Source organism: Paraburkholderia sp. MM6662-R1, assembly GCF_050436245.1.
Lineage (GTDB): Bacteria > Pseudomonadota > Gammaproteobacteria > Burkholderiales > Burkholderiaceae > Paraburkholderia > Paraburkholderia tuberum.
Genome location: NZ_JBNDLV010000002.1, coordinates 66,473 through 78,973 on the forward strand (window position 1 = coordinate 66,473; position 12,501 = coordinate 78,973).

A 12,501-nucleotide genomic window follows, 5' to 3' on the forward strand; every position below is an offset into this window, starting at 1 on the left:
GGGGCTGTATGGATCGCACTGTGACGTTACAGGGCAATGGCGCGGTCCATCCGCGCATTTCCAGACAGCGGACGGAGCTAGTCCTGTCGCAGCCCTTCTTTGGTGCGCTGGCGCTACGCCTCAGAATGGTCGAAGACCGCTCTGCGAAGACGTGCTGGGTGGACGGGGAGTCGTTTGGTTACAACCCCGTCTACATCGATTCGTTGACCGACCTCGAACTGCGCGGTGTGCTTGCGCATGAGGTGCTGCACGTGGCCAACGGTCATTGCTGGCGTCGGGGGCCGCGCGAGGATCGTCGCTGGAATGAGGCCTGCGACTACGCGATCAATCCGATCGTGCTGTCGTCTGGGTTTGTTTTGCCAAAGGGCATGCTCAACGCTGCGCGCTTCAACGGAAAGTCCGCCGAGGAGATCTACGGCGTGCTGACCCAGGAGGCGAAGCAGAAGCAGCCAAAGCCTGACTCGCAACCGCAGCCGCAACCTGATGGCCAGTCGTCGGGGCCCGACGGGAAGGGGCAGGGTGACAAGCCGGGCGACAAGGCCGGAGAGAAGCCAGGGAAGCAGCCGGACGGCAACGGTGGCGGGTCACAGCCACCGTCGCGGTTGGGCGGGCCCAACGACCCGGTAACCGAACCGGGTTCGTCCTGCGGCGAGGTCCGGCAGTACCAGGGCGCGGACAAACCGGTGAAGGAAGCCGAGTGGAAAGTCGCCGTCGTGCAGGCCGCCAAGGCTGCGCAGATGCGCGGCAAGCTGCCCGGTGACCTTCAGGCAATGGCAGGCGATGCGGTACGGCCGGTAGTTGACTGGCGCGCGGTGCTTCACCGCTTCGCGCAGCAGTCATCGCCAACCGATTACAGCTTCGCCACGCCGAACCGCCGGTATCTGCATCTTGGGTTCTACCTGCCCTCGCTGCATACGCCAGCAGTTGGCGACGCGGTTTTCGTGAGGGACTCCAGCGGCTCAGTGTTTGACGAGACGCAGGCCCAGTTCGATGCGGAGATCCTGTCGGTGTTCCACACGCTCAAGCCCCGCCCGGTTGATCGTGATGGACTGCGATACGCGGGTCACACAGGTGCAGGTCTTCGAGCGTGGCGACTCGCCGGAGATCAAACCCGTGCGCGGTGGAGGCGGAACAGCGTTCACCGATCCGTTTAACCGCGTGGCGGCCGATGGTCTGAACCCGGCGTTTCTCGTCTATCTGACGGACATGGTCGGATCGTTTCCGGCGACCTCGCCGCATTACCCGGTGCTGTGGGCGTCGACCACGCCGCTCACGCGGGCACGCCGGGCGCCATTCGGCGAAACCGTCGAGGTCATCTGTTGATCGCTTTAGATCTTCTTCAACCCAACCCGGCCTTGTGCCGGGTTTTTTTTCGTCCACTGCGCCGCAGGAATCGCGAAAGTCAGTCACCGTGCGGCGGAAAGCTATACCTTTTTTGGGGTCTTTCTTCGGATAGACCCGTAACGCGTTATACGGCGCCGTCGCGAACGGCTGTGCGCAACCAGATCCGGTGCTACCACCACGACCAGACCATGACCGGTTGCGATTGGCGCACACCGGGAAAGCCGTGTGATTTTGTGGCCCTTTTGAAGCCCGTCCAGCGGGGCCAGCGAGAACAATAGTCGCATGTCAGACCGTCCACAAAGCCTCGCATGCACGACCTTGACGACAACCCGTTACTGAAGCTTCAACCGCTGAAGGCGGAGGCCGTCGCGATGTTTTTCGAGGCGCTGAACCCGCTCAAAGAACTGCTCGATGCGCCCGACCTCGCGGAAATTATGGTCAATGATCACCGCAACGTATGGATCGAGCACCGGGGTGTGATGTCGCGCGTGAACGTGGATCTGCGGCCCGAGCATCTGGAAGGGGCAATCCATTCGCTGGCGTCGTCGGTAGACAAGTCGGCGCACGCCGGCAGCGACAGGGGAATCATCAACGCGGGCCACAAGAATCTGCGTATCGCGGCCGTGATGAATCCCACCGCCATCGACGGGCACGCGCTGAGCATCCGTAAGCATCGCGAGACGAAGATGACGCTCGAGGACTACGTGAGCATGGGCGCGTTCTCTGCGGCAAATGCGCGCCCGGAAGAGGCCGAAGCAATCACTTTCGAGGAAGGCATTCAGGACGAGGCGCTTATGCGGGCGCTCAAGGCGCTGGTGCACTCGCGTAAGAACGTTCTCGTCGCCGGCGGCACCTCGGCGGGCAAGACGACGTTTCTCAACGCGCTGGTTGGGGCAATCCCCGAAGACCAGCGCGTGATCACGATCGAGGACACGATGGAACTGAAGGTTCAGGTTCCAAACCGCGTCCGCCTGTTGTCCAACGCCGATACGAACGTCACGACACAACTTCTCGTTGCGCTGTGCCTGCGTTTTCGTCCTGACCGCATCATCGTTGGTGAAGTCCGTGGTGGCGAAGGCTACGACCTTCTCCAGGCGCTCAACACTGGCCACGACGGTGGCCTTGCCTCTCTTCACTCGAACAACGCGCGCACGGCACTCAGCCGTCTCGAAAGCCTCGCGATGCTTGGTATCCCGCCCGGTTCCCGCTGGGAGCTGGACGACATGCGCAAAAACATCGCCGACTGTTTCAACTATGTGGTGCATTTCAAACGCACGCGCGAGATGCGCCATGTCTCCGAAATCCTCGAAATCCGGGGCTTTCGCAACAACGACTATGACCTACGACGGGTTTTTTAACGGGAGCAGGAAATGAAGCAAGGAAAGTTTTTCAGCACAGCCGCAACGGTCGCGAAGAAGCTGCGACCGGGCAAGCCACTCATTGTCGGCGCGCTGCTGAGCGTGGCGTCCGCCGCAGCAATGGCCGCTGGCGACTACTCGTCGCTCACCGGCCTGACGGACATCATCTGCACGATCAGCAACCTGATCAGCGGCCCCTATCTGTACGGCATCGGCATCGTGCTGATCACGCTCGGTGGCGTTGCGGTGGCGAACTCGGAAAGCAATATCGCGAAGACGTTTTCGGTGGTGCTGATCGGGCTCGGTATCGCATCGGTCGCCGTGCCGATCATGCGCGATCACTTCCACATGACCGCAGCCTGCTGATATGCGCCAGCACAAGGTCAGCCGCGGGCTCTCGCTGCCCCGCCAGATGGGCGGGGCGGACCGGATGCTGGCGATTCTGAACGGCACCCTGACGGCATTGCTCACCTACACGAGCTGGACGCCATCGTTCCTTGCGCTCGGCGTCATCGTCCACTTTTACCTTCGCTGGCGTAGCTCGAAAGATCCGTGGTGGCGAATGGTGATGCTCATCTATAACCGCTACCCCGACGTGTATGCGCCTGAGCCTCACGGCAAGTTCAGTGCGCGCTTCAGACGCCCCTACGGTTTCGATCAGGACCTTTCATGCTGAAAATGCCGTTCACCAAGCGCGCGGTGCAGGAAATTGCGCCGTGGATGACACTCGTCACGCCCGAGCTAGTGCTCGACAAAGACGGCTCGCTCGTCACCGTGTTCGAGTTCGATGGCATCGACGCAGACACACCGAATCCGGGCGACATCACGGCCGCGCGCGACAACCTCGATCACGCGTGCCGCAATTTCGACCACCGTGTCACCGCGTGGTGGCGGGTATCGCACCGGCGCATCCGGGGCGGCATCGACGGTGAGTTCGGCAACGAGGCGGATGCGAGAGTCGATGCGGTGAACCAGGCGAACATCGGTAGCGGGAAGTACTTCCGCAACTCGCATTCGCTCGCACTCGCGTTCACGCCAGAAACAGGCCTCTCGCGTGTTTTCGACAAGATCGGTTACCACATGACCGTTGGCGGCAAGAATGTAGCCGTCGCGATGTTTGAGGCCGCCAAGGACATGGTGCTTGCCCGGAGCGCCTTTGTGTTTGACCTCACCAAGCTGCAAAACGAGATCAAGCGCTTCGAAGCGGTCATCGACGGCTTCACGGGCGGTGTGACCCGCCTGAAAATGAAGCGGCTACAACTGCAGAACGCCCTTTCGTTCCTGCATCAGCGTGCAAATCCGAGCACGCCGAAGCGTCGCATGCGCTACCCGGTCACGATGCTGGACACACACCTGACGGAAACGCAGGTCACCATCGGCGCCGAGCAGCTGATGTTTGAGTCGGCTCACGGCAAGGTGTATGCGCGAATCATCGGTGTGAAGGAATGGATGGGTTTCCAGGAGGCGGCGCTCGATGTGCTGTCGCAGGTCGATGCGGAACTCGACGTTTGTGTGATGTTCCGCTTCCTCGACACCTCGCGCGCGAGCGCGTACATCCGCAAGATCCGCGGTTTCTACAAGGCTGCCGCCTTCAACCCGGTCGCGATCATCAAGCAGTGGGCCACGAAGGAAGAGCAGAAAAACGACGAAGGCCGGGAGCAACTGGCGAAGGAGGCGAGCGAGGCGCTCGCCAAGCTGGAGGCAGAAGGCCAGCAGTACGGTTTCGCAAATATCTCGATCATCGTCTACGGCAGCACCCCCGAAGAATGTGAAGACGCGACGCGCCAGGTCGTCGGTGTCATTGGCAATGCCGGCTTCGGCGTCATTGCCGAGAAAGATAACCTTTTCGCGGCTTGGAGTTCGACGTTGCCAGGGCGCTGGGACCAGCAGAAGCGCCTGCAATTCGTTGAAACGCCCGCCGTCTCGGATATTGCCCCGTTGTGCAGCGTAGGCGAGGGCTCAACCATCAATGAGTGGCTGACACAACAGTCCGGCCGAAAGACGGGGCCGCTCACGTGTCTGCCCACTCGTCATCGCACGTTGCAAAACGTTGACCTGCATCACCCGGGCGGCAAGGCTCATTTGCTCGTAGTTGGCCCGATTGGCGCGGGTAAATCCGTGCTGCTGAACTACCTGATGTCGCAGACTGGGCGACATGGCGCGCGCCGCATCCGGTTCGACAAGGACCGCTCGACGCGCATCCCGACGCTGCTCGGTGGCGGACGGTTCATCGACGCGACGGGCCGCTTCGAGGCGGCAACGTCAGTCAATCCGCTCTCCCTGATCGGTGAGGAGAAACACTGGTCGTACGTCGCCGAGTGGGTCAAGCTCGTGATCGAGGGCGAGGATTACACCTGCACGCCCCAGCAGGAAACAATTATCTTCGAGCGCATCCGTACCCTTGCGAAAGCCTATGGGCGCGAGAAGTGGCGGCTGACTGGCCTGATTACCCTGCTGCCAGACGATCTCCGCGAGCGGCTGGCCGTCTGGACCGAAGGGCAGAAAAACGGCAGGTTCTTCGACCATGTCGACGACGGCTTCGCGTTGTCCGACGACCTCTCGATCGAGATGGGCGATCTGTTCCAGAACTTCCCGGTGGCCGCGGCTCTGTTCATGGATTACGCGTTCTATCGGATCGCGCAGATTCTCGACGGCAAGCGCTACACCGTGATCGAAATCGAAGAGGCCGGGTTCTTCTTCACTTACCCGAAGTTCTATGCTCGGCTCGAAATTTGGGCGGTGACCATCCGTAAGCTGAACGCCGCGTTGCTAATGGCGACGCAGTCGCTCGGTCAGCTAGCGCGCGTGGCCAACTTCGAGATCATGAAGGAGAACATCCCGAACATCATCTACCTGCCCAACAGCGACGCGATCAACAACCAGACGCTGTATCGGGACATTTTCGGTCTGACCGAGCACCAGATCAGGATGATCTCGAACGCGGTGCCCAATCGAGACTACCTGTGGGTGACGTCGACGCAGACGCGCATGCTGCAGGCGAGCTTCCCGAAGGAATCGCTTGCCTATCTGCGCTCAGATGGTCGCGCGCAGGCCATTCTCGACAAGCACGTGAAGTCGGGCGTCGACAACTGGCAGGACGCGTATGTGCGCGACGTCCTCGCAAACGCATAACGTCAGTCTTACTCCCGGAAATTCTCACCATGATCAAAACACTGCTCCGCACTGCGACGGCGACGGCCGCGCTGACCTTCGGTCTCATGCAACAGGTCCACGCCCAGCTTGCCGTTATCGATCCCACCAACCTGGTCCAGAACACAATGACTGCGCTCGGCGCGGTCAAGGGCGAGGTGTATCAGGACACCAACCTGGTCTATCAGTATCAGATGATGTTGAACCAATTGAAGCAGGCGACCAACCTGAATCCCGCCGCGATGCTCGCGCAGGCTACCTCGATCACGAACGACATCAGTAGCCTGACTAAGTACACCGACACACTGAAGTCCCTGTATGGCGGTCTGCAATCCAACGCTGAATACGCCACAAAGGTTCAGGCGCTCATCACGCAGTCCGGCAAGACACCGGCGCAGTGGTTTTCTGACCAGAGCACGCTCATCAGCAACAACGACCAGACGGCCAAGCAGATGTTCCAGATGGGCAACGACGTCATTTCACACGTGAGCACCCTTGCCAAGCGCCGTCAGGAAATCCAGGACCAGCTGAACATGTCGCCGACTGCGGAAGCGACAGCGCAACTCACGACACACCTGCTGGACATTGTCGCGAGCCAGAACAGCGACATGTTGCAGATGATGGCGTCAAAGCAGGCGGCAGATAGTGTGACTAAGGCGCAAACAGCGTCGAGCGACCAGGCAAACAACACTGCCAAGGCGGCATTGCAGGCTCAACTGGATCAACAGCGCGCGACCTACAACGCGACGATAGGTTCGTCCAAAGTACTGGGGCAGTGAACCGTGGCCATTTTTTCTCTCAAGCGGCTGCGCTGGCTGTTGCTCACGGTCTGCCTGCTTGTCACCACACTGGCAGCGCCCGCTGCGTTCGCAGACGACAACATGACCCTTCCGGACGGCTCGACGCTGTCGACCGGTTCCCCAGCTACGGGATCGTCGACGAGCGCGAAGCCTCTGACAAGCGCCGACGGGGACTTCGGGAAAGGCTCGACCGACGCGGTCAGCCAGATTCAGGGCCTGCTCGGAGGCATCATTCCCGCTGCTGTAGCAGCTAGCGCAAGCGTGATGGACGAGGCGAACAAGTTTGCGTGGGGGCTGGGCGTCATCTCGCTTGTCCTCGTGGGCGTCCGCTTCTCTGGAACGCATCATCCGATTTCGGCATGGGTCAACCTGTTCGAAGAAGTGGCGGTGCTGGGCATCTTCGTCGCGCTGTATCTGGGCTATTCCACGTCAGCAGCCGGGTTCTGGACGTGGTTCGAGCAGCTTGCGACGCACGTATCGGGCGGGTCCAGTAACAGCATTCCGACACAGTTGGCGACCCTGGCTGGCACGATGTTCGATGCGGTGAAGACCCGCTTCGTCAGTATCAAGCTCCTTACGGATCTGACTGGTACCGTGGTTGATGGTATCGGACTATTCCTGGCGTTCGTCGTCGTACTCATCGCCTCGATCGTCTTTGCCTACTACAGCGCTGTTGGCCAGATTCAGGCGGCAGTGGGGATCGTTCTCGGGCCGATCGCGATCGCGCTTGGATTTTCGAGCTACACACGAAACTACTTCATGAAATGGCTTGACTGGATGATCCATTCTGGCATGTACGTTGTCATGGTCGCGGTCCTGATCAGGCTGCTCGGTTCCAATATTGCGACGGCGGTCCAGAAGGCCACGAATGTCAGCGGCGCGACGACGACCGGCGCGTACGCATTCGATCTTGCAGTTTTCATCCTGCTGCTTTCGTTTGAGATCCCGAAGCTCGCCGGCATGTTCGGCAGTGGCGCTGGCGCGACGGGTACCGGAGCCCTCAAGCTCGCCCGGAGCTTCATCCCATGACCGCCTCCCATCGCCCAGCTTTAGCGAGCGACTTGCTGATTACGCATGCCAAGCGTATCGAGCTCATACGCCAGTGCGCCAACGAGAGCACAGAAGCCGACTTTGAGCGGAAATGGCTTTCAGTGCTTCGCCGATGCGCCGTCTGGTTCTCGTCCATGCCGCTTACGCCTGAATTGCATGCGGAGCCGGGTGGCGCCTTCCGCGCGACTATCGAGGCGACGTTCTACGCCATGCGCCTCGCGGGTGGCCAGAAGTTTGCCGCCGACATGACGTCGGATAAACGCCGACGGCTGGAGCCGCAATACATCTATGCGGTATTCCTCGCTGCGGCCTGTTCGTCGCTCGACGAGCCGTGCAGGCACTTCGAGATGGTCCGTATTGCGGATCACACCCCGTGGAGTCCGGCGGCCCATGGCGCTTTCGGCAACTGGATCGGCGACGGCGACTACGCGGTCCACCGTCGACCGGCTCCGCTGAAAAGCGAGCGCATGCGTACGGCAATGTTCGCGCAGACTGTCATCACGCCCGAACTGCTGTCCGGGCTTGATAACGCTGTACTGGCTGATCTCTTCGGCGCGATCAACCCCGAAAGAAGTCCGCAGGGCTTCGAGGCGCTGGTGCACAAGGTGGTGCGCCAGGCGATGGACGTTGCCGTCGAGTTCGAGCGCAAGGCGCAGCGTGGTGTCTTCGCCCCGGTAAAGTTCGACGTGCCGTCCGCCGTGCACGTCGCGCTTGAACTTCAGCCACAGGTCGCGCCGGCCGCGCCCGCACAGGACAAGGGTGCCACAGCGGTGACACCGTCGGCGTCGGCGGCAGAGGTAGCCGCTTCTCCTGTCGCACAGGCGGCGGCGTCACCGCCAGCACCGGCCGCTGCTCCCATACCAGGCGCGGTGCCGGGCGGCCCACAGCTTTCCCAGTCGTTGCTCGATGCGTTGGAGCGGAGCGAAGCACAGGCCGCCACGGCGGCCGCGACTGGACCCGTTGAACCTGCCGTCACAGCCGCGCCTGCGGTTGACCCGTCGCGGATGGCGGGGGGAACCCCGTCAGCCGCCCGGCAAACGCGTACCGGACCGACCGAGGAGGAGCTAACGGAGATCCTGGGCCCGGGGTCGGCGATGCTCAGGGAGTTCTTCCGCGCGCTCGCCGGCGACGTTGCAGCAGGGAAGGCCAAAGTGACGTGGGAAGAAAAGGGGTTGGCCGTGCAGAAGCGTCTGATTGGCGGCTACGGGATAACGAGTGACACGCTCGTTGAGCAGTTGAGGAAGCGCACCCTCCTGTTGCGTGCAGCGGGCAACGACATCTGCATCGTAGAACGTGCAGGCCGTCTCATCATGGAGCGGCCTGCGGCATGAACTACATCAACCATTTCCGCCCGATCTACGAATTTCGCCCGCTCATTGTCTGGCCGCTTGCGATCGTTGGCATTTTCGCGTCCGGCATGCCCTATGGATGGGCGTTTGCGCTGGCCTGCCTCGCGATGCTGGCCGTTCGCGCGGTTCAGGTGTGGCGGGCGCTCAGCTTCCGCATGGCGATCTCAACGAAGTGGCTTAGCAAGATCCACATCAGCAAGCTGCTGGATCTGCAGCGCAGGATGCGCGAGCGCGACGACTCGATGTATCTGGGGACGGGCTTTGAGTGGACCCAGAAGCACACACAGATCGCACACGACATCCTTCGGATGCCCGTGACGGACATCCCGTCGTTGCCGAAGTGGCTGAACAAGACGGAACTGGGTCGAAAGACCGAAGCGCGTATCGAACGTCTTTTCGCACCGGGCGACAGTATCCGCGATCGCATGCCGCAGGGTTCCTCGTGGATTCACGGCATGGAGCCGAAAAAGGTCCGCGTGCCGTTTCACTACAAGGCGATGGGCGGCCATACGCTCGTTGGCGGCACGACCGGCGCGGGCAAGACCCGCACGTATGAGGTGATCTCAACGCAGGTTATCCACAACCCCAAAGACGTGCTCATCATCGTCGACCCCAAAAACGACGACGAGTGGAAAAAGCGTGTCGAGAAGGAGTGCGCACGCGCCGGTCGCAAATTCCTGTACTTCAATCAGGCTAAGCCGCATGAGTCGATCCGCCTGAACCCGCTTGAGAACTGGTCGCAGCCGTCGGAAATCCCGTCGCGCATCGCTCAGTTGATGGAAGAGGGGCCGTTCCGCGACTTCGCGTTCCTGTTCATTGACCGCGCGGTGAAGGGCGAACTGTACGTGGGCGACAAGCCGAATCTGCGCTCGATCCTGAAATACGCGCAGTCTGGCATCGGCACGTTGCTGGATCGCTCGCTGCGCCGCTTCTTTCTCGAAAACGGACTGTCGAACTGGGAGGAGTTGACGGTCGCCCAGACGGTCAAGGACTCCGTTCGAAAGAACGACGTTTCGCTCGTCGATGGAATGGCCAAGCTCTACATGGACCGCTTTGCGGCGCAGGATCGCGGACACGAAACCATCGACGGGCTGATTGCTACACACACGCACGACCGCGAGCACTACATGCGGATCATCGCGTCTGCGCTCCCGCTGCTACAGATGCTTGCCACGGGTGAGACGGGGCTGATGCTCGCGCCAAAGGCGGACGATTTCGAGGACGAGCGCGAGATCTGGGACATCGACAAGATCATCAAGCAGAAGGCCGTGCTGTACATGGGCCTCGACTCGCTCTCGAACAACATCGTCCAGAAAGCGATTGCCTCGATGGCGCTGTCGGACGTCGCGGCGGTCTGCGGCTCAATCTACAACTTCTACGCGGAAAAGCCCGATGTCGTTCTGATCATTGACGAGATTGCCGAAGCGATCAACGAACAGGTGATCCAGATCCTGAACAAGGGACGGGGCGCGGGGTTCAAGGCGTTTGTCGCATTCCAGGCGCGTGCCGACCTCGAAGCCAAACTCGGAAACGCCGCCAAAATGCTGCAGGTTTTGGGCAACCTGAACAACCAGGTCATCCTTAGACTTGAAGATAGCGATACCGCCAAGTGGTTCTCGGACAAGGTGGGGGAGACAGCGATTCGGGTGGTGAACATCTCGAATAGCACGAACACCACGACCGAGTCGCATGCAATGGAATTCAGTGGATCCCAGTCACGCACGCTTCAGCTTGAGAAGGTGCCACTGATTCCCATGCCGCTGATTCATCGTTTGCCGAACCTGCAATATTTCATGCGCATCTCCGGCGGTGCCGTCTACCAGGGCCGAATTCCTATTATCGAAGGCTGAACTACACAATATGTCCGCTGTTTTCAAAAACATCATTCGCGATCACAAGCTCTCGCACAAGCTGATTCCCGTGTTCAACGTTGCGCCGGATCTGGAGCTTGCGTGCTCGCGGGTTGCCGATTTCATTGGCGAGCGCTTCGTTGGAGACTCAGGGCCGCTTGCGGCAGAAATGATTGAGTCGGCGCTGGCAAGTTTCAAGCGGGCTAAGCGCACGGGGGATCAGCACGTGGCTTTCATGCAGGGACTGTTTGAGCCGGCCAAGTCGCTCTATGCGCGTCGTTATGTGGCCCGCCGGGGTGACAAGGTCAGCGTCTGGTCGCCCATGCTCGAGCCTATTCCGGCATTTGAAGAGCGGCATCAGAACAGCGAGCTGGAAATGGTCGATGAGCGCTGCCCGGAACACATCACCGAGCGCACCGCAGCTTTCCAACTGGCGTCGCGCGTGCTGCAGGGCGAGGCGTTCCGTCGCTACTTTGAGGAATACGATGTCGCTCACCGTTACGATAATAGCGAAGTTGTCGCGGGTTGATTCGGACATGGCCCGGCGCGCGCTCAACACTGCCAGCGCGTTTGACGAGCCGGACGCGACCCCGCCAGAAGAATTCACCTGGGGCGCGGGAGCCCGCTGCTACGCGCTCGCCTCAATCGTCGTGAACCGCCCCCATCTGTTTTGGGGTGGATTGCTGGCGATTACCTCGATCCCGCTTCTCGTCGTCGCGAGGCTGATCCATGGCTAGCCGGTTCGGATCGCACCTGAAAGTCTGGTTCCTGCTTGTGCCCGTCCTGTCGATCGCTGTAATGCCCGCGATACCGGACAGGAAACTGTTCGAGGTGCCGGACGTCGAGACTGAGTCGCTTGTCGCGTCGGTCGGACAGGACAGAGCAGACGCCGCGGTGCGCTCGGCTAACGAACTGTTCAAGCGGTCGTTCGTGGACAACGGCCTCCTTCACCGCACGCTGGCGGCGTCGGGCAATGTCGGCGGTCTCAACGACGGCGGCATGTCAACCTTCGCCCACACGTGGACCGAAAACTTCTGGCTGCTCGCGTACAGGGCGATGTTCCGTGCGATGTTGATGAAGATGTGGATCGGGGGCACACTGTGCTTCGCGCTCGGCATGTTCATCGACGGTACTGCGCGCAGGAAGATCAAGGCCGCCGCGGCCGGCTTCGTTAGCCCGCTTTCTTTCCATCTCGCAGGCCACGGACTGCTGATCGTTACGGGCACGCTGTTCGGCGTGCTGCTCGCGCCGGTACCGGTGCTTGCCGGCTACTGGCTTGTGGTTGCGGCGCTGCTTGGCGCACTGCTCTGGAAGGCCGCCGAGTCGTTCCAGTCGGCACGATAAATTCTCCGAGAAGCAGGTTGGGGTTTCCGACCTGCTTTCACCGTTTTCCCTCCCATTTCAGCGTGCATTCCGCTCGACTGCTAATCCGCTAGCAGGCGGATGTCTCCTGTCGCCTGTTGTCTGTGGCCGAAAGCTGGGCTTCGCCTTAAAAGCCGTCTGAAATAACGCGTGTTTCGGGAGTTTCGCGCCCCGCCACGCCGCAACAATTGTGCTGTGGGGACGCGTGGCGCGCACCCAATTACCAACGATCAAACGG

The 12,501-nt window shown here is 60.9% G+C and carries 11 protein-coding genes and 1 pseudogene; all 12 read left to right on the forward strand.

All coding sequences use genetic code 11. The features are described 5' to 3' along the window. Positions 1-8: 8 nt before the first annotated feature. The 12 genes and pseudogenes from OKW39_RS21315 to OKW39_RS21370 all read left to right on the forward strand — a co-directional run bounded on the left by OKW39_RS21315 (position 9) and on the right by OKW39_RS21370 (position 12,245). A pseudogene (locus OKW39_RS21315) lies at positions 9-1,323 on the forward strand (vWA domain-containing protein). Between the two features lie 329 nt (positions 1,324-1,652). Further along, positions 1,653-2,702 (forward strand): CpaF family protein, encoded by a 1,050-nt coding sequence (locus OKW39_RS21320; RefSeq protein ID WP_429563553.1) that lies wholly within the window; start codon positions 1,653-1,655, stop codon positions 2,700-2,702. A 12-nt stretch (positions 2,703-2,714) separates the two neighbouring features. After that, complete coding sequence (locus OKW39_RS21325) at positions 2,715-3,068, forward strand: TrbC/VirB2 family protein (protein ID WP_090812837.1); 354 nt, start codon at positions 2,715-2,717, stop codon at positions 3,066-3,068. A 1-nt stretch (position 3,069) separates the two neighbouring features. Beyond that, entirely contained in the window at positions 3,070-3,378 is a 309-nt protein-coding gene (locus tag OKW39_RS21330) for a VirB3 family type IV secretion system protein (protein ID WP_143037382.1), read from the forward strand. Then, positions 3,372-5,834: a VirB4 family type IV secretion system protein gene (locus tag OKW39_RS21335; RefSeq protein ID WP_429563554.1), complete on the forward strand. Its 2,463-nt coding sequence runs from the start codon at positions 3,372-3,374 to the stop codon at positions 5,832-5,834. Before OKW39_RS21330 ends, OKW39_RS21335 begins: the two co-directional genes overlap by 7 nt. A gap of 29 nt (positions 5,835-5,863) precedes the next feature. Beyond that, a complete protein-coding gene (locus OKW39_RS21340) occupies positions 5,864-6,631 on the forward strand; it encodes a type VI secretion protein (protein WP_090812839.1) in 768 nt (255 codons plus the stop codon). 3 nt (positions 6,632-6,634) lie between these two features. Next, positions 6,635-7,681 (forward strand): type IV secretion system protein, encoded by a 1,047-nt coding sequence (locus tag OKW39_RS21345; RefSeq protein WP_090812840.1) that lies wholly within the window; start codon positions 6,635-6,637, stop codon positions 7,679-7,681. Beyond that, positions 7,678-9,033: a TraI domain-containing protein gene (locus OKW39_RS21350; RefSeq protein WP_429563555.1), complete on the forward strand. Its 1,356-nt coding sequence runs from the start codon at positions 7,678-7,680 to the stop codon at positions 9,031-9,033. Before OKW39_RS21345 ends, OKW39_RS21350 begins: the two co-directional genes overlap by 4 nt. Further along, on the forward strand, positions 9,030-10,901 hold the full coding sequence (gene traD / locus OKW39_RS21355; RefSeq protein WP_429563556.1) for a conjugative transfer system coupling protein TraD: 1,872 nt from the start codon (positions 9,030-9,032) through the stop codon (positions 10,899-10,901). The genes OKW39_RS21350 and traD overlap by 4 nt, the downstream gene beginning before the upstream one ends. 10 nt (positions 10,902-10,911) lie before the next feature. Beyond that, the gene (locus tag OKW39_RS21360) at positions 10,912-11,430 is read left to right on the forward strand and encodes a hypothetical protein (protein ID WP_090812843.1); all 519 of its coding nucleotides are present in this window, start codon (positions 10,912-10,914) and stop codon (positions 11,428-11,430) included. Between the two features lie 7 nt (positions 11,431-11,437). Beyond that, positions 11,438-11,638: a hypothetical protein gene (locus OKW39_RS21365; RefSeq protein WP_090812844.1), complete on the forward strand. Its 201-nt coding sequence runs from the start codon at positions 11,438-11,440 to the stop codon at positions 11,636-11,638. Then, entirely contained in the window at positions 11,631-12,245 is a 615-nt protein-coding gene (locus OKW39_RS21370; protein WP_429563557.1) for a DUF4400 domain-containing protein, read from the forward strand. Before OKW39_RS21365 ends, OKW39_RS21370 begins: the two co-directional genes overlap by 8 nt. Positions 12,246-12,501 lie beyond the last annotated feature (256 nt).

Bases quoted from the DNA above. Each gene is read 5' to 3' on its own strand.
- OKW39_RS21320 (WP_429563553.1), top strand. From the start codon at position 1,653: ATGCACGACCTTGACGACAACCCGTTACTGAAGCTTCAACCGCTGAAG.
- OKW39_RS21325 (WP_090812837.1), top strand. From the start codon at position 2,715: ATGAAGCAAGGAAAGTTTTTCAGCACAGCCGCAACGGTCGCGAAGAAG.
- OKW39_RS21340 (WP_090812839.1), top strand. From the start codon at position 5,864: ATGATCAAAACACTGCTCCGCACTGCGACGGCGACGGCCGCGCTGACC.
- OKW39_RS21365 (WP_090812844.1), top strand. From the start codon at position 11,438: ATGGCCCGGCGCGCGCTCAACACTGCCAGCGCGTTTGACGAGCCGGAC.
- OKW39_RS21370 (WP_429563557.1), top strand. From the start codon at position 11,631: ATGGCTAGCCGGTTCGGATCGCACCTGAAAGTCTGGTTCCTGCTTGTG.
- OKW39_RS21330 (WP_143037382.1), top strand. From the start codon at position 3,070: ATGCGCCAGCACAAGGTCAGCCGCGGGCTCTCGCTGCCCCGCCAGATG.
- OKW39_RS21360 (WP_090812843.1), top strand. From the start codon at position 10,912: ATGTCCGCTGTTTTCAAAAACATCATTCGCGATCACAAGCTCTCGCAC.
- OKW39_RS21335 (WP_429563554.1), top strand. From the start codon at position 3,372: ATGCTGAAAATGCCGTTCACCAAGCGCGCGGTGCAGGAAATTGCGCCG.
- traD (WP_429563556.1), top strand. From the start codon at position 9,030: ATGAACTACATCAACCATTTCCGCCCGATCTACGAATTTCGCCCGCTC.
- OKW39_RS21350 (WP_429563555.1), top strand. From the start codon at position 7,678: ATGACCGCCTCCCATCGCCCAGCTTTAGCGAGCGACTTGCTGATTACG.